This window comes from Psychromonas sp. KJ10-2 (assembly GCF_047323255.1).
In the GTDB taxonomy this organism is placed as follows: Bacteria; Pseudomonadota; Gammaproteobacteria; order Enterobacterales; family Psychromonadaceae; genus Psychromonas.
The window spans coordinates 3,555,843-3,571,832 of record NZ_CP178827.1; the positions used below are offsets into that span (position 1 = coordinate 3,555,843).

Below are 15,990 nucleotides of genomic sequence, written 5' to 3' on the forward strand. Positions count from 1 at the left end.
CTTTATAGTGTTCACCTTTATCATAGAGGCCTATTTATCAATACATCTGCCTGTTAAAAAGTTAAGGAATACTGGAAACATGAAGAAAATTATATTCGCCTTAATAATATTGTTTTTCATTGTCATATCACTTCTACCACAATTTCTTTCTTTTGAACGAACACCCTATCAAAAAAATTGGATTGCTTATAAAGAGCAATTTATTAAAAATGGGCAAGTTATTGACCAAGAAAATAACAACCTATCCACTAGCGAAGGGCAAGGCTTTGCATTGTTATTTGCTGTTTTCTCAAATGATAGGAAGCAATTTGAGAAAGTCTGGGCATGGACTCAGCAACATATGCAGCGTAAAGATTACCTGTTTCGTGGCGAAGTTGATTCATCAGAGCAGACTTGTGATAAAACCTGTATTTCAGCTAAACCTAATACAAGTAATGGCGATCTCATTATTGCATGGGCATTATTTGCGGCTGAGAATAAATGGGACCGTCAAATATATTTAGTGGAAGGTTTCCGTGTATTAGAAGCCATTAAAGCTAAACTAATACGTAAAAAGTTTGATTACCAAGTCGTTTTACCAAGTGAAACAGGTTTTGAATTAGCCGATGGTAGTGTGCAAGTTAATTTATCTTATTGGGTGTTCCTGCATTTAAATTATTCTCTGACATCACTGCAGACCCTATCTGGGGTGATGTCTACCAATCGGGTACCTCATTAATGGAATGGGCTCGTTTTGGTGATTGGAGTTTACCTGCGGATTGGATGATACTTTCAGAAGATAAAGTCACTTTAACTGGGGCCAACTCAACTGAATATGGTGAGAATGCAAATAGGTTGCCTCTTTACTTGATGTTAGCTAAAGATTACCAAACTGAGTTAGTTGCGCCATTTATCGACTGGTGGAGCCAACAACCTGTGCCTGCATCAGTGGATTTATTAACGGGTGAAGTTTCAACATTATCTGCTAATAGTGGTATGCAAGCTATTGAAAAGGCTACTGAGGCTAACATGCAGGGTAATACTGAAATCACCTTCCCTGAAGTAAATGCAGAAACTGATTATTATTCAGCCACCTTTATTTTATTATCGCAATTAGCCATGATTAAGCAGTAAAAAGAGAGATTATAAATGACAACAATTACTTCTAGATGCCCGCATTGCCAATCCCTGAATCGCTTACCTGTTGAGCGAATTGAAGCAAACCCAAGCTGCGGACGTTGTAAAAGGAGTTATTACAAGGCGCTCCTATTGAAGGAACTCAAGCGAATTTATCCGTATTAATCAATGGTGATAAACCTGTAGTTATTGATTTTGGGCGCCATGGTGTGGCCTCTGTGTGAATTTCGCACCGACATTTACAGAGGTCGCGACACAAAATACAACCGCAAGATTTTTAAAAGTAAATACTGAAGATCAACAACAATTAGGCGCGCAATATAATATTCGCAGTATTCCAACCTTGATGGTATTTAAACAGGGAAAAGTCGTAGATACCCTGAATGGTGCCTTACCAGCTGGGCAGTTCAAAACTTGGTTAGCACAGGCATTATTAAAGTAGCTGCGATTTAATATAAAGATATTTCGACATGGATAACATCCCCATGTCGATTAATTTAATGCCAGTAATTTGTTTAAATAAACTTGCTGAATAATAATACAGTCCTTTTTGCATTGTTTATTTTATTTGTATCTTTGTCGTTATTTACACTCTCAGTCAGAAAGTGGTTACCACTATTTTATCCATATAATGGGTTTAACAATTTTATAAATTACATACTACTTTGGGCAGTATTTCTCCGTTTAAAATCGCTTCTGATTTCAATATGTACTACGTGCAATAAAGAAAAGTTAGCATGATTCTTTCCTTTAATCTAAACAACTCTATTTTCTTCTATACTTATATTTTAATTTTTATAGCCATTTTATATAAAAATTGAATGTTTTAAGTGCTTTATTAGGTCTTATTAATATAGCCCTTATCAAGGACGAATAAATTGGTCACTCAACCGGAGAAAACTATGAGTAGATGGAAGAAAGTATCGTTAATTGTTATCGGTATATTAATATGTATTTCATTCTTTTTTACTAGAATTGTAACTTATATTGTACAAGGAGCAGAACAAGCACAAGGGGAAACTGATTTGCGTTTTACTGAAATTAGTACTGATTTTACACATCAATCAGACTTTCTTGCTGGTTTACCCTTTATGGCGTTATCTACCATTGATATAGATAATGACAATATTGATGAGATCTTTGTTGGTGGTGGTATTGGTCAACAAGATAGCTTACAAAAGTATGTTAATAATAGCTTGGTGAGTTTGCCTACAGAGGGCTGGTTTGATAAAGCTAATGATGACCCAACTTATGGAGCTGCTTCCATTGATGCTAATAATGATGGGCGGGTAGATCTATTTGTTGCTCGAAGTAGCGGAGTTTACCTTTATGAAAATACAGGTGAAGGTTTTATTGGGAAAAAAATAGAATTTCCTTTAGATAAAAAATCGTTGCCTTTATCAATTTCATTTGGCGATATTAATAATGATGGTGCCGTTGATTTATATGTTTCTAACTATATTCGCCCAGAATACGTTGAAGGTGAAACTATTTTTAATCAAGTTTATGGCGGTATTAGCAACTTACTTTTAAATAATGGTGATAATACTTTTACCGATGTTACTAAGTCATCAGGTGTATTTGAGCAACATAATACCTTCACAGCTGTTTTTGTTGATTTAAATAATAATGGGTTAAGTGATTTAGTAGTGGCTCAAGATACAGGATTTGTTCGTGTATTTAAAAATAACGGTGATTTAACATTTGATAGTATTGAACTACCGGTTACCTATAGTTATCCAATGGGCATTGCTGTTAGTGACTATAACAATGATGGGCTGTTAGATTTATACTTCAGTAACGTAGGAAAAACCTTACCTGATTTTTTAGTTGTTGGTGATTTAACTGCCGAGCAAACCTTAAATAAAGACTATATCTTGCTAGAAAATCAAGGTGACTTTAAATTCAAGGATACTGCATTAGCAAATAATGCCGCAAAATATGGATTTGGTTGGGGTCTTGTCTCTTATGACTTTAATAACGACTCTTTAGCTGATTATCTTATTACTCAAAACTATATCCGCTTTCCTGCTGTTGAACATCTGGATCTCTACCCGGAAACCTATTACAACAATATCAAGATAATACATTTAAGCCTGTCGAAGAAGTGGCTGGTATTATCAATAAGCACTTTGGTGTGACTACCGTTGTTTCAGATTTTAATCAGGACGGTTGGCCTGATGCCGTTATTGGTAATTTAAACGGTAAGTTGCGCGCATTTATTAACAATGGTGGTAAACGCCATTGGTTAAAAGTGCGATTTAAAGACCAAACACGCTCATTAGGGGCAATTGTGACACTTACTATGGAAAATGGTCAAACCTATACAAACCAGTTTTATAGCAGTGAAGGCTTAGGCTCTGATCAAACGAGTGACCTGTTTTTTGGTTTAGATAATCAAACTAACATTAAGTCTATACAAGTAAGCTACCAAAATGGCAAAACAGTGAGTATTGATTCACCTCAAGTGGATTCCACGATTAACCTTGCTGATTATCAATAATCAACAGTGATATTAAATAAAAGCTTAGCGCTTTAAATTATTAATAAGAGAGCATTTTTGTGGATAAAAAAACATATAACATCTTGCTATTAACGGGGATCGCCGGATTTTTTGCTGCTTTATTAGTGGGAATAGGGAGTTTACTTTACAGTTTTCTCCTCTTGGCGGTTATGAAGCTGAAGGCTATGGTTACTTTGCTAATGTAAGTAAAGACAGGTTAACAATAGGACACTTTTTTAGTACCTTAGCTGCCCCATTATATATTTTAGGGTATTGGCACTTAGGACAAATGTTTATTAAAGGCGGAAGTAAAGTACATGGTTGGATCATTACTCTACTCGGTGGTTATGCTTTTATGGTCGGTAATGCATGGTTAGGAGGGCGTATTTATTTAGCGCTAACAGCCCATGAAATAGCCGACACAACGGACTCTAATTTTGTTTTGCAATTACAAAGTTTATTAAGTGAGTTTGGCGCACATAATGAACCTTTGGTTAATGCGTTACGTTTAGCAATGGTTGTTGTTTCTATACTCTGGATATGGCGTATTGCACTAGGTAAAACCTTATATCCGCGTTGGGTTGCTTTATTTAGCCCTGCAGTTATTTTAGGGGCAATATTTGCTACTTACTTTACTGGTTTAAGTATTGGTGTGTGGTTGTTACCTGCGGCAATGAACGTTGTGCATTTAATTATATTTTCTATTTCGATTTATGCCGTGCATAGACAATACAAAAAGTTAAATTTATAAACGATGAACAATATACCTGAGAATGAAAATAAGAGACTAAATATACCAATCGCCATAGCTATTAAGGCTATTCTATTAGTGTCGCTAAGTGCAGGATTATATGGGGGGATTTCTGTTTCTTATTTAACTGTTACAGGTATTGCCCCTTGTCCATCGGTTATTAATATACCGGCTTGTTATATTGTGAGTATTGGTTATTTCTTAATGCTAATCGCTGCTTTATTTGATCGCAAAAAATATTCCAAATGGCTATTTATCATAGGTTGGGCACCAGTAATCTTAATTGCTGTTGTAGGCAGTGCACTGGAGTTCTCTCAGGGAGATATTTGTCCAAGAAGTGAAATGGGTACGCCACTTTGTTATATCTCATTGAGCTTTGGTGTATTTGTTGCTTTTTTATATTGGCTAAAAACTACCAAGCTAAGTAGTTAAATAGTTAAAAACCAGCGTAAAGCTGGTTTTTTTGAAACCCAAATAAGTGGGTTATTAAATACTTATGGTTGGTAAGGTAGAGAAGATTGATGCAAGATAATACGTACTTTATTATCTTCGCATAGTTTAAATACAAAGCTCTTATTTACAAAAATATGGCTGTCATCTTCCCCAATGAAATGCACATTACATTGCACTATCGCTAAATCACCATGCAGAATAAAGTCTTCCTTGCTGTACCAAACTTTAACCCAAGGCTTAAGTTTAAAGCCATTATCATTTGGAAATTCGCTGTTGCCACCAACAAAGTAAGAAAGTGCACCCTCTTTAGTAGGGCGGAATGTTTGTTGACCAAATGTTAAAGTTGGCTTGAACAATACATGGCCGTTGTCGTAGTCGTAACTTTCAGATAACACTTGAAGAGAAAATGCTTGTGCATCGCCACCTTCAGAGTGAACTTTCCCTACTTTAACAACGTTATCACACCAAGTTTGTAGTGCTGTATGTACCATCTCTTTAGTAAACATAATCTATCCATCTCTCTTTTATGGGGTTTATCATTAACATATAAGTCGTTGTAACCAGTTAAATAGTTCAACTAAGAGTAACTTAACATAATAGTATTTTATTGAGTAGAGTATTGCATGTGCTGTTTCAGTTTATCTATAGAGGGGAGGCGAAAGCTTTCGCTGATGGAGTTAATTGTGTGAAAGGGGTTAGGAATATACAAACTCAAATTTCAGGCATAAAAAAACCAGCAGTTAGCTGGTTTGATTATTTCTTAACACTTAGTTAAGAATGGTGCGGAAGGAGAGACTTGAACTCTCACAGCTTGCGCCTTCTTTGGGAATAGCTGAATCTAACTCTAGCGCGTCTACCAATTCCGCCACTTCCAAGAACGTGGCTGGGATAAAAAATTTGAAGTTAATTTGTATAAACTCAAATTTCAGGCATAAAAAAACCAGCAATTAGCTGGTTTTATTATTTCTTAACGCTTAGTTAAGAATGGTGCGGAAGGAGAGACTTGAACTCTCACACCTTGCGATACTAGAACCTAAATCTAGCGCGTCTACCAATTCCGCCACTTCCGCGAATGTGGCTGGGATAAGAGGATTTGAACCTCTGAATGCCGAGATCAAAACCCGGTGCCTTACCGCTTGGCGATATCCCAGTTGTTATTTTAAGAGTTTACTTCTCTTTAATATTTTATAATTAAATAAAACATTATTTCAAGTTTAACCTTCTTCAAGGATTCTAATCCGTTAATAACGTATTAGAGAATGTGGCTGGGATAAGAGGATTTGAACCTCTGAATGCCGAGATCAAAACCTGGTGCCTTACCGCTTGGCGATATCCCAATTTTTATTTTTAAAGAGTTGAATTTCTCTGATTGGATTCTTTATGAAATAAAGAATGGTGCGGAAGGAGAGACTTGAACTCTCACACCTTGCGATACTAGAACCTAAATCTAGCGCGTCTACCAATTCCGCCACTTCCGCGTAAAGTAAATGGTGGCTACACCGGGATTTGAACCTGGGACCCCATCATTATGAGTGATGTGCTCTAACCAGCTGAGCTATGTAGCCATTTTTTACTTTAATCTTAACTTGCTCTGCAGAACAGTGCGTCGTTTCGATGGGGCGCATTATGCGGATATCGGCGTACCTCGTCAACTAATTTTTAAGAAAAAAAGGTTTTTTTGTTTATTTGCCTAAATGCTAGTCAAGTTGTTTTTATTTTGTGCAAACATAACCAAAAAACACCTTGTTATAGAGTTTTCTATTAACGAAAAAGTTAAACTGAAGGTAATTAAACTCAACGATAGCGAACTATGAAGATATTACACACCTCAGATTGGCACCTTGGCCAGTATTTTATGATGAAAACGCGAGAAAGCGAACATAAAGGATTTTTATCTTGGTTAATTGAGGTGGTAAATGAACAGCAAATAGATGCGGTGATTGTAGCAGGGGATATTTTTGATAGTGCCTCGCCAGCTTCCTATGCACGAAAACTATATGCTGATTTTGTAGTGCAATTACAGCAGAGCTTTTGTTCTCAATTAGTAATTGTCTCTGGTAATCACGATAGTGTAGCCGTGCTTAATGAAAGTAAATCATTGTTAAGTGCCTTAAATGTATCTGTTTTAGCAGGGTTAAGTGATGATTTATCCGATCACCTTATTAGTTTAAAAGATAAAAAAGGTGAACAGCAGGCTTTAATGTGTGCCTTACCTTTTTTACGGGCTAATGACGTTATGTTGAGCGAGCAAGGTAGTTCAGCTGAGCAAAAGCAGCAATCATTACAACAAGGCATTGCCGACACTTATCAGTCACTTTATGACTTAGCTGAAACTAAAATAAAAGAGGATAAGTTAGCAGATAACACGCCTATTATTGCCAGTGGTCATTTAACCACTGTGGGTTGTTCGGTCTCTGATTCAGTACGTGAAATTTATATTGGTACATTAACGGCTTTTCCTGCGGCTTTATTTCCTGCTTTTGATTACATTGCCCTAGGCCATTTACACAAAGCACAGCGAGTACAAAAGTCTGAGGTGATCCGTTACTGTGGCTCTCCTATTCCTTTAAGTTTTGATGAAAGTAAACAAACCAAAAAAATAAATATTATTGAATTTACTGATAAAGCCGATCTACAGGTAAGTGAACTGGATATTCCACGCTTTCAAACATTGAAAATAATTAGTGGTGATCTCGAACAGATAACAGAGCAAATTAACCACCTTAAATCTGAACTCAAAGATCAAACTGTTTGGGTAGAGGTCAAGTTAAAGCAAGCTGAGTATATGTCTGATCTTCATACCCATTTAAGTCAGTTAGTAGAAGGCACGGCCATTGATATTTTAAAAGTCAGCAGTCCGCAAATTAATGAAACTAATCAATGGCAAGAAAACGATAAAAAGAGCTTAGAAAATGTGACGCCTGTACAGCTGTTTGAACATCGTTTAGAGATTGAAGACAATATAAGTGATGAGCAGAAGCAACAACTGAAAGGGCTTTTTGCTGAAGTGTTGTCAGCAGTGGAGCATCAATCATGAAGATATTATCGTTACGCTTTAAAAATTTAAACTCATTAAAGGGCGAGTGGAAAATAGATTTCCAGGATCAAGCTTTTCAAGATAACGCTTTATTTGTGATCACAGGTCAAACCGGCGCAGGTAAAAGCACCATTTTAGATGCGATATGTTTGGCGTTATACCAACAAACTCCACGCCTGGATAAATTAACACAAAGCAAAAATGAGTTAATGACTCGTGGTACAGGCGATTGTTTAGCGGAAGTTGAGTTTGCTGTTAAAAACAAAGCGTACCGTGTCTATTGGTCTCAAAAACGCGCTCGTAATCAAGCAAATGGTAACTTACAAGCGCCGCTATGCGAGTTGAGTGAAGTTGATGGGCAAGTCTTAGCAACAAAAAGTAGTGACGTATTAAAGCAGGTCACTGAGTTAACTGGATTAGATTTTTCACGTTTTACTAAGTCCATGTTACTCGCGCAGGGTGGTTTTGCTGCTTTTCTAAATGCCTCTAGTGGTGAGCGAGCTGAATTATTAGAAGAGTTAACAGGTACAGAGATCTATTGTGAAATCGCACAATATGTTTATCAGCAAAATAAGCAGGTACAAGCGGAATTAACACTATTAACCGAACAAGCAAAAGTGTTGAGTGTATTAGATGAAGCAGAGCGAGAAACCTTAGCTGAAGAGGTAAAACAACTCGAAGCACAACAAAAAAGCCTCACTGTTGAAGCCCAAGCTTTAGATAAAACATTAACTTGGTTACAAGAGAACACAAAGTATGAAAAGGCTGTCGCAGAGCAAAAGTTAATACTTGCTAATATTGAACAGCAAAAAAGTGACTTTAAAAGTAAGCAAGTGAGTTTAGAAAAGGCTGAAAAAGCTGAGAAACTCACTCCTATTTATGACGCACAGCAATACGCAGATGCTCAACATATAAAAATAAAAGCACAATTAGCCAGTGTCGTGGAGCAAGATAAAGCAAATAATAGTGCTATCGCCACCTTGCAAGAAAAGCAGTTACAACAAGCAACGAGTGTTTCATTACAACAGCAAGAAGCGACTAAAGCACTGGATGAGATTAATAAAGTGTTAGTGCCTTTAGATATTGCAATCTCAGATAAAAAAGCACAACAAGAGACCTTGCAAACAGAGTTAGCCAGTAAACAAAAACAGGTGGCGTTAAGTCAGCAAGAGCTCAGTGTAGAAGAGAACAAAGTAAAGAGTGCACAAACAAAAATAAATGAGTTAGATACCTTATTAAAACAGCAAGATTATATGCCTGTTGTAGGCGAACATCTCGCTAGTGTCGCTTTGCAGTTAACACAGCTCGATGAGGCTAAAACCAAGCGCGCTGACTTGGTCCAGTCATTAGACGCAGCGGAACAGAAAAAACAGTTATTGTACTCCAATAATCAAAGGGTGGAGCAAGAGCTACAAACCCTGTTAAGCAATACGCAGCCGTTACAAACTCAGTTGCAACAATTAAATACTGATATAAGTCATGCCTGTGATGTGTTACCTGGTGCTACTTTGGCAAGTGGGGACCAACAGTTGATGACATTACAGGGAGAGTTAAAGCAACTACAAACCTGTTTGCCATTGTCTGAAAAGTTAGATCAAATTGAAATGGAATTGCTTAAAAAGCAAGGTGACTTAAATCGATTAGAGACGAGCATTCATGATGATAAAATACAGTTAGAGAATCTAAAGGAGCACGGCTATCAATTAGCTAACGATGTGGCGAATACTGAAAAACTGCTCGAGCAGGAGCAAATTATTCACAGCTTAGCTGAGTTGCAATTAAAGGTGCAAGAAGACCAACCTTGCCCGTTATGTGGTTCGTTATCTCATCCTGCACTGGTCAACTATCAACAGATAGATGTACCGGAGCATCAGTTACGTTTACAGCAACTACAACAAGCATTAATGAAAGCACGTAAAGATTATGCTGAATTAAACGGGCAGTTTAAAACCAAGATTGAGCAGTTTAAAGAGTTACAAACTTCACTGCAATCGCAGTTAAATGATAAAAGTGAATATCAGCAACATTGGTCAAATCATGCGTATTTGCAGCATCGTGTTTATGATGCCAATAGCAGCCAGCAGTTGAAGACCTTGTATCAAGAGCTTGAAACTAAGCTAAGTTACACTCAACAACAGGTTGAAAAGGTTCGTGGGTTACAACAGTCGCACCTTGAGTTAGAAAAGCAGATACGAAAGATGTCTGAAAATCAACATCAACTATCATTACAACAGCAGCAAAACCGTTATGAAGAAAAAACGCTGCTGGAGCAGGTTAATTCACTTTCTGAAGAGTTGAGACAAAGCAAGCATAAAATAGCAGCATTACAGGCTAGCATTACTGAGCAGTTACCTGAGCAAGTTGCAGCTAATGATGTCATGGGGAAACTGCTCTTTTCAGCCCCACAGCAATGGCTTGAAAAAGCGAAAGAGCAAGTGGAGCAATATAAATCGCAATTACAGCTTCAACAGACAATGACGGCCGAACTCACTGAGTTAAATCAACAAACACAATTATTAACGCAAGCATTACAACAACAAAAGCTAGCATTAGATGAGCTTAGCGGGAAAGTGACGGTATTAACGAAACAGATTGAACAGCTACAATTACAAAGAGCGCAGCAGTTTGGGGAAAAAAGTGAACAACAATTACGTGAAAGCACGAATGCAAAATTAACCGCTAGCCAAGCTAAGCTAGAAGAGATCAACACAGAGTTACAAGTATTAACGGATAAGGCGCAAGCATTAAAGGGGAAAGTGCGCAATTATTGGCTTCTGAACAAGAGTATCAAGCAGAATCTAAAGCTAAATCGTCACAGTTTGAAAAAGCATTAATCGCCTCTGCATTTATAGACCAAGCTGAGTATTTGAGCGCTTGTTTAGCAGCAGAAGAGATTCAAGCCTTATTGTCTCAACGTCAACAGTTACAAGATAGTGCATTAAAAGAGAGTACTCGCTTGGAAACGTTGAGTCATCAACTGGCAGAATTACAAGCAAGTAAGCTAACTGATAAAGCATTAGCACAAGTTGAGGAGGATATACTTCAACTGCAACAAAAAATGCAGGCACACCAGACCAAGTATGCGACACAGTTTGGCTTGCTACAAGCTGATAATAATAACAAAAAAAGCAACAAGGTATTCTTCAACAACAGCAACAAAAACAACAAAATGCGCAGCATTGGGAGATGCTTAATAAACTGATTGGCTCTGCAGATGGGGCTAAATTTAGAACCTTTGCACAGGGAGTGACTTTAGATAATTTAGTCTATCTGGCGAATAAAGAGATGGCGAACTTACACCAACGTTATCAATTGCAACGTAATATTAATCAACCTTTAGCATTACAGGTGATCGATTTATGGCAAGCAAATGCAGTACGTGATGTTAAAACCTTATCGGGTGGTGAAAGTTTCTTAGTGAGCCTTGGTTTAGCCTTAGCCTTATCCAACTTAGTGAGCCATAAAACACAAATAGAATCCTTGTTCTTAGATGAAGGGTTTGGCACCTTAGACGCTGGTACCTTAGAAGTTGCTTTAGAGGCATTAGAGCGACTTAATGCGAGCGGTAAGCTAATTGGCATTATATCGCACGTAGATGCTTTAAAAGAGCGCATTAATCATCAAATACATGTTACTAAAGGCACATCAGCTGGGTTTAGTCAATTAGCAGCAGGCTATCGATTTAACGCAGATACTGCGAGTAATTAATCCTAAGTACATGAATTTAATTATATAAATAATGAGACTCAGAGCAAAACAAGAGTACCTAAAAGTAGATATTTATCGGCGCTTAAGTAAAATCAGATAAAAATAATAAGGTAAATTATGTTACAGCAGGAAAGGCACAGTAAAATCTTAATGTTACTCAGTCAATTCGGGCGAGTCTACGCAGCAGAGTTAAGTGTGCAATTAGGGGTTTCTGAAGATACGGTCCGTAGAGATTTAAAAGCACTTGATGAGTTAAAACAACTAAGACGTGTACACGGTGGTGCGTTACCCTTACAGCATGAACATCAAGAGTATCGTCAACGTCATGAAGAGATTGACCCGTTAAAACAACGTGTGGCGATGGCGGCTATCCCATTTATTAAGGAGGGACAAACGATCCTCATTGACTCAGGTACGACTTGCCTGCAGTTAGCAATGAATTTACCCACTGATTTTAGCTTTACAGTTGTCACGCCTAGCCCTTTAGTCGCAACAAAGCTTATTCATCATAATAATATTGAACTAATCTTATTAGGTGGAAAAATATTTAAACCAGCTGTGATGGCGTTAGGGGCAACCACCAATGCGATGTTAAGAAAGATCCACTTCGACACTTGTTTTTTAGGAGTAGGGGCATTGCACCCAAGCCAAGGGTTAAGCATCAATCATATCGATGAAGCGGAAACCTTAGCAACTATCATTGAGCAGTCAGAACAGGTCGTTACTCTTGCTTCACATTTAAAGCTGGGGAAAATGAGTACTTATAAAGTATGTGGTACACATAAGATCAATTACTTGGTTACTGATCCAAAGTCAGACCCCAAACTACTTAGTTTGTTTGCGGATCAAGGGATTAATATACAATTGTGTGGCGAATAGAAATAGAAATAGAAATAGATTAATGGATTAATCGGTTGGTTAAATAGGAGTTGAATAATAATGTCTAATGAGCAAAAGGTACTGATAGTCGATGACTCACCTAGTATCTTAAAAATGTTAGCGTCATGTATTAAAGGGCTCTGTAATATTAATACCGCGCACAGTGGACAAGCGTGTTTACAGATAGCTGCGCAATTTCCACAGCCAGATTTAATCTTGTTAGATGTATCCATGCCTGAGATGGATGGTTATGAGGTGTGTAAAGCATTAAAATCTGATCCCGTGACAGCATCTATTCCCGTTATTTTTGTGACCGGATTACAGGGTGAAAAGGACGAAGAGAAAGGTCTCATGATTGGTGCCGTTGATTATATTACTAAACCTTTTCGACCTGCGATTGTAGCTGCACGTGTGAGCACACATTTAACCATTAAGTTGCAGCAAGATAAGCTTAATCAATTAGCTTTTTATGATCAGCTAACTGGTTTATATAATAGACATTATTTAATGGATGTTGCTAAGCAAAAAATGCAAGCAGCCCAACAACAGCAGCATCCGTTATGGGTGTTAATGGTTGATGTCGACCACTTTAAATCGATTAATGATAACCATGGTCACTCAGTAGGAGATTTGGTGTTACAGCAAGTTGGAGAAGCGTTAGCGATAGATGACGAAACCGCTGTGACTGCGCGCTCTGGTGGGGAAGAGTTTGTTATTCTCTTTGATCAATGTGACGATGAAGAAGCTTTTAATAAAGCGATATTGTTATTGGACGCCATAGAGAGCCTTGATCCACATAAGATTAATGTCACTATTAGTATTGGTATGGCAAAAATTTCTGAGCAAGACAAAGATTTTGATAGTCTATTAAAACGGGCTGATATAGCGTTATATAAAGCAAAAGAGAATGGTAGAAATAGATTAGAACTTGCTTTTTGATTCTATCAATATTTTTTAAAGATATAAAAAACGGCAACCTAGGTTGCCGTTTTTATTATTAACGTAATTAAACGTTAAAACGGAAGTGGATCACGTCACCATCTTGAGTGATGTATGATTTACCTTCTAAACGCCATTTACCTGCTTCTTTTGCACCTGCTTCACCTTTGCATTCAACGAAGTCGTCAAAGCCAATGATTTCAGCACGGATAAAGCCACGTTCAAAGTCAGTGTGGATTTTACCAGCCGCTTGTGGCGCAGTCGCTCCTACAGGGACAGTCCAAGCACGTACTTCTTTAACGCCTGCAGTAAAGTAAGTTTGTAAGTGTAATAACTCGTAACCACTGTAGATTACACGGTTCAATCCAGGCTCTTCTTGGCCAATTCCTTCTAGGAACTCTGCTTTATCTTCATCATCTAATTCAGCGATTTCAGATTCAATTGAAGCGCACACAGGCACAACTACAGCATTTTCTTTGGATGCAATTTCACGTACTTTATCTAAGAATGGGTTATCTTCAAAACCATCTTCAGCTACGTTAGCAATGTACATAGTTGGTTTTAGTGTTAAAAAGCTTAGGTATTGGATAGCCGCTAGTTCTTCTTTTTCGAAGTCTAAACCACGTACCATACCATCATCTTCTAAGTGTGCTTTAATACGCTCTAAAATTGGTAATTCAAATTTAGCATCTTTATCGCCACCTTTTGCTTTTTTACCTAAACGTAAAATAGCGCGGTCACAGCTTTCTAAATCAGCTAATGCTAATTCAGTGTTAATGATATCGATATCTTCTTGTGGATCGATTTTACCTGCTACGTGAACGATATTTTCATCTTGGAAACAACGTACAACATGACCAATTGCGTCAGTTTCACGGATGTTAGCTAGGAATTTATTACCTAAACCTTCACCTTTTGATGCACCTTCAACTAACCCCGCAATATCAACAAACTCCATCGTTGTTGGTATTACTTTCTGTGGATTGACGATAGCAGAAAGTTGGTCTAAACGTGGATCTGGTACAGGTACGATGCCAGTATTAGGCTCGATAGTACAAAAGGGAAGTTAGCCGCTTCAATGCCTGCTTTAGTTAATGCATTAAAAAGGGTCGATTTACCAACGTTGGGTAAACCTACAATACCACATTTAAAACCCATGATTTTATCCTATTAATTTACTGTTATTGTGCTTTGAAGCTATGTAAGCGATTCATCGCTTTTTCGATACCGTCGACCCCTAAAATATGGGTACAACGCGCTGCTTCATCGATACTTTGCTCGATCAAATTTTGTTCTGTACTCGTTGCTTTACCAAGTACATAACCGCTCACACGATTTTTATCGCCTGGATGGCCGATTCCAATACGTAAACGGTAGAAATTTTTGTTATTGCCTAACTTTGAAATGATATCACGTAAACCATTATGCCCACCATGACCACCACCTAGTTTAAATTTAGCGATACCAGGAACGATATCTAGCTCATCATGAGCTACTAAAATTTCTTCGGGTTTAATTTGGTAGTATTTTGCCATTGCGCTAACCGCTTTACCACTGAGGTTCATAAAGGTAGTTGGGACTAATAAGCGAATGTCATTTCCAGCAAACTGAATACGACCAGTATGGCCAAAGAATTTAGCTTCTGGTTTTAGCTGGATGTTTTCTTGAGAGGCGAGTTGTTGTATGTACCATTGTCCGGCATTGTGTCGAGTATTTGCATATTCGGGGCCTGGATTAGCCAGGCCCACAAGCAATTTAATCGTAGTTGACACGATTACTCAGCAGCGTCAGCTTCTGTTGCTTCTTCAGTTTCTTCTTCAACAGCCGCTGCTTTCTTAACAGTGATTGCTAATAGTGGTAAATCATGCTCTTCGCCTTTGTTAAGCTCAACAGATTCAACACCTTTTGGAAGTGCAACATCAGAGATGTGAACAGTTTGACCAATTTCAACGTTTGCAATATCAACTTCGATAAATGCAGGAAGATCAGCTGGTAAACAAGTTACTTCTAATTCGTTTGCTAAGTGAGCAACTACGCCGCCATTTTTAACTGCTTCTGCAGTTTCTTCGTTTAAGTAATGAAGAGGAACTGTAGTTGTGATTGCTTGAGTTGCATCAACACGTAAAAGGTCTAAATGTTGGATGCGCTCTTTGAAAGCGTGACGTTGGATATCTTTAAGCAGTACTTGCTCAGCAACACCGTCGATTTCTAGGCTTAATACAGAAGAGTAAAATGCTTCGATACCTTCAACTTTCATTAACTCTTTGTGTTCAAAAGTTAAAGAAACAGGCTCTTTTCCAGCACCGTATACAACACCAGGTGTTTGGTCTGTGTGACGTAGGCGGCGGCTCGCACCTTTCCCTAAGTCTGTACGGCTTGTAGCGATTAATGTAATTGACATGGTAAAACTCCATTAATGAGGATATTAATATTAATTCCTCAAATTAAAATAGATTATCGTTTGCGACCAGCGATAACCACCTTCCCCTTAGTTAAGGGTGTATAAAAAAGGCGCGCTATAGTAACTCAGTAAGTGTGTTTGTACAAATTAAATACGAAAAAAAGCGTTTATTCCTAAGAAATAAACGCTTTCCTAAAAGCAAA

General features: G+C 37.8%; 17 protein-coding genes, 5 tRNA genes and 1 pseudogene. 14 read left to right on the top strand and 9 right to left on the bottom strand.

All coding sequences use genetic code 11. The features are described 5' to 3' along the window. Window positions 1-79 precede the first annotated feature (79 nt). The 8 genes from ACLKL2_RS17505 to ACLKL2_RS17540 all read left to right on the top strand — a co-directional run bounded on the left by ACLKL2_RS17505 (window position 80) and on the right by ACLKL2_RS17540 (window position 4,802). Window positions 80-718 (top strand): glycosyl hydrolase family 8, encoded by a 639-nt coding sequence (locus ACLKL2_RS17505; RefSeq protein WP_413692625.1) that lies wholly within the window; start codon window positions 80-82, stop codon window positions 716-718. Continuing rightward, a complete protein-coding gene (locus tag ACLKL2_RS17510) occupies window positions 634-1,113 on the top strand; it encodes a glycosyl hydrolase family 8 (RefSeq protein WP_413692626.1) in 480 nt (159 codons plus the stop codon). Before ACLKL2_RS17505 ends, ACLKL2_RS17510 begins: the two co-directional genes overlap by 85 nt. A 15-nt stretch (window positions 1,114-1,128) precedes the next feature. After that, complete coding sequence (locus ACLKL2_RS17515) at window positions 1,129-1,281, top strand: hypothetical protein (RefSeq protein ID WP_413692627.1); 153 nt, start codon at window positions 1,129-1,131, stop codon at window positions 1,279-1,281. Window positions 1,282-1,336: 55 nt separating this feature from the next. Further along, entirely contained in the window at window positions 1,337-1,558 is a 222-nt protein-coding gene (locus ACLKL2_RS17520) for a thioredoxin domain-containing protein (RefSeq protein ID WP_413692628.1), read from the top strand. Between the two features lie 460 nt (window positions 1,559-2,018). Then, window positions 2,019-3,257: an FG-GAP repeat domain-containing protein gene (locus tag ACLKL2_RS17525; RefSeq protein WP_413692629.1), complete on the top strand. Its 1,239-nt coding sequence runs from the start codon at window positions 2,019-2,021 to the stop codon at window positions 3,255-3,257. Further along, window positions 3,224-3,619 carry an ASPIC/UnbV domain-containing protein gene (locus tag ACLKL2_RS17530; protein WP_413692630.1) on the top strand — a complete coding sequence of 132 codons (396 nt, stop codon included), beginning with the start codon at window positions 3,224-3,226 and terminating at the stop codon, window positions 3,617-3,619. Before ACLKL2_RS17525 ends, ACLKL2_RS17530 begins: the two co-directional genes overlap by 34 nt. A 121-nt stretch (window positions 3,620-3,740) precedes the next feature. Next, on the top strand, window positions 3,741-4,370 hold the full coding sequence (locus ACLKL2_RS17535) for a DUF6796 family protein (protein WP_413694358.1): 630 nt from the start codon (window positions 3,741-3,743) through the stop codon (window positions 4,368-4,370). Between the two features lie 3 nt (window positions 4,371-4,373). Further along, on the top strand, window positions 4,374-4,802 hold the full coding sequence (locus tag ACLKL2_RS17540; protein ID WP_413692631.1) for a hypothetical protein: 429 nt from the start codon (window positions 4,374-4,376) through the stop codon (window positions 4,800-4,802). Between the two features lie 62 nt (window positions 4,803-4,864). On the opposite strand, the gene ACLKL2_RS17545 is transcribed toward ACLKL2_RS17540, so the two are convergent. From ACLKL2_RS17545 to ACLKL2_RS17570, 6 genes are all read right to left on the bottom strand, one after another. Next, window positions 4,865-5,329, bottom strand: coding sequence for a hypothetical protein (locus ACLKL2_RS17545; protein WP_413692632.1), 465 nt, complete (start codon window positions 5,327-5,329; stop codon window positions 4,865-4,867). 479 nt (window positions 5,330-5,808) lie between these two features. Further along, window positions 5,809-5,893, bottom strand: a tRNA-Leu gene (locus ACLKL2_RS17550). Window positions 5,894-5,898: 5 nt separating this feature from the next. Beyond that, window positions 5,899-5,973, bottom strand: a tRNA-Gln gene (locus tag ACLKL2_RS17555). 112 nt (window positions 5,974-6,085) lie between these two features. Beyond that, window positions 6,086-6,160 (bottom strand) — tRNA-Gln (locus ACLKL2_RS17560). 56 nt (window positions 6,161-6,216) lie between these two features. Further along, window positions 6,217-6,301, bottom strand: a tRNA-Leu gene (locus tag ACLKL2_RS17565). A 10-nt stretch (window positions 6,302-6,311) separates the two neighbouring features. Continuing rightward, window positions 6,312-6,388, bottom strand: a tRNA-Met gene (locus tag ACLKL2_RS17570). A gap of 245 nt (window positions 6,389-6,633) precedes the next feature. Between ACLKL2_RS17570 and sbcD the strand changes: the two genes are divergently transcribed. From sbcD to ACLKL2_RS17600, 6 genes are all read left to right on the top strand, one after another. Next, a complete protein-coding gene (gene sbcD, locus ACLKL2_RS17575; RefSeq protein WP_413692633.1) occupies window positions 6,634-7,860 on the top strand; it encodes an exonuclease subunit SbcD in 1,227 nt (408 codons plus the stop codon). Next, a complete protein-coding gene (locus ACLKL2_RS17580) occupies window positions 7,857-10,694 on the top strand; it encodes an AAA family ATPase (protein ID WP_413692634.1) in 2,838 nt (945 codons plus the stop codon). The genes sbcD and ACLKL2_RS17580 overlap by 4 nt, the downstream gene beginning before the upstream one ends. Beyond that, a complete protein-coding gene (locus tag ACLKL2_RS17585; protein ID WP_413692635.1) occupies window positions 10,628-11,062 on the top strand; it encodes a hypothetical protein in 435 nt (144 codons plus the stop codon). Before ACLKL2_RS17580 ends, ACLKL2_RS17585 begins: the two co-directional genes overlap by 67 nt. Continuing rightward, a complete protein-coding gene (locus tag ACLKL2_RS17590; RefSeq protein WP_413692636.1) occupies window positions 11,047-11,568 on the top strand; it encodes an SbcC/MukB-like Walker B domain-containing protein in 522 nt (173 codons plus the stop codon). The genes ACLKL2_RS17585 and ACLKL2_RS17590 overlap by 16 nt, the downstream gene beginning before the upstream one ends. A gap of 117 nt (window positions 11,569-11,685) precedes the next feature. Further along, the gene (locus ACLKL2_RS17595; RefSeq protein WP_113820210.1) at window positions 11,686-12,447 is read left to right on the top strand and encodes a DeoR/GlpR family DNA-binding transcription regulator; all 762 of its coding nucleotides are present in this window, start codon (window positions 11,686-11,688) and stop codon (window positions 12,445-12,447) included. 60 nt (window positions 12,448-12,507) lie between these two features. Further along, entirely contained in the window at window positions 12,508-13,386 is an 879-nt protein-coding gene (locus ACLKL2_RS17600; RefSeq protein ID WP_413692637.1) for a diguanylate cyclase, read from the top strand. A 67-nt stretch (window positions 13,387-13,453) separates the two neighbouring features. Here ACLKL2_RS17600 and ychF read toward each other — a convergent pair. The 3 genes and pseudogenes from ychF to ACLKL2_RS17615 all read right to left on the bottom strand — a co-directional run bounded on the left by ychF (window position 13,454) and on the right by ACLKL2_RS17615 (window position 15,787). Then, window positions 13,454-14,544 (bottom strand): annotated as a pseudogene (gene ychF, locus ACLKL2_RS17605) (redox-regulated ATPase YchF). Window positions 14,545-14,567: 23 nt separating this feature from the next. Next, window positions 14,568-15,158, bottom strand: a complete 591-nt coding sequence (gene pth, locus ACLKL2_RS17610) for an aminoacyl-tRNA hydrolase (protein WP_113820207.1) — start codon at window positions 15,156-15,158, stop codon at window positions 14,568-14,570. Between the two features lie 2 nt (window positions 15,159-15,160). Further along, entirely contained in the window at window positions 15,161-15,787 is a 627-nt protein-coding gene (locus ACLKL2_RS17615) for a 50S ribosomal protein L25/general stress protein Ctc (RefSeq protein WP_413692638.1), read from the bottom strand. Between the last annotated feature and the right edge of the window lie 203 nt (window positions 15,788-15,990).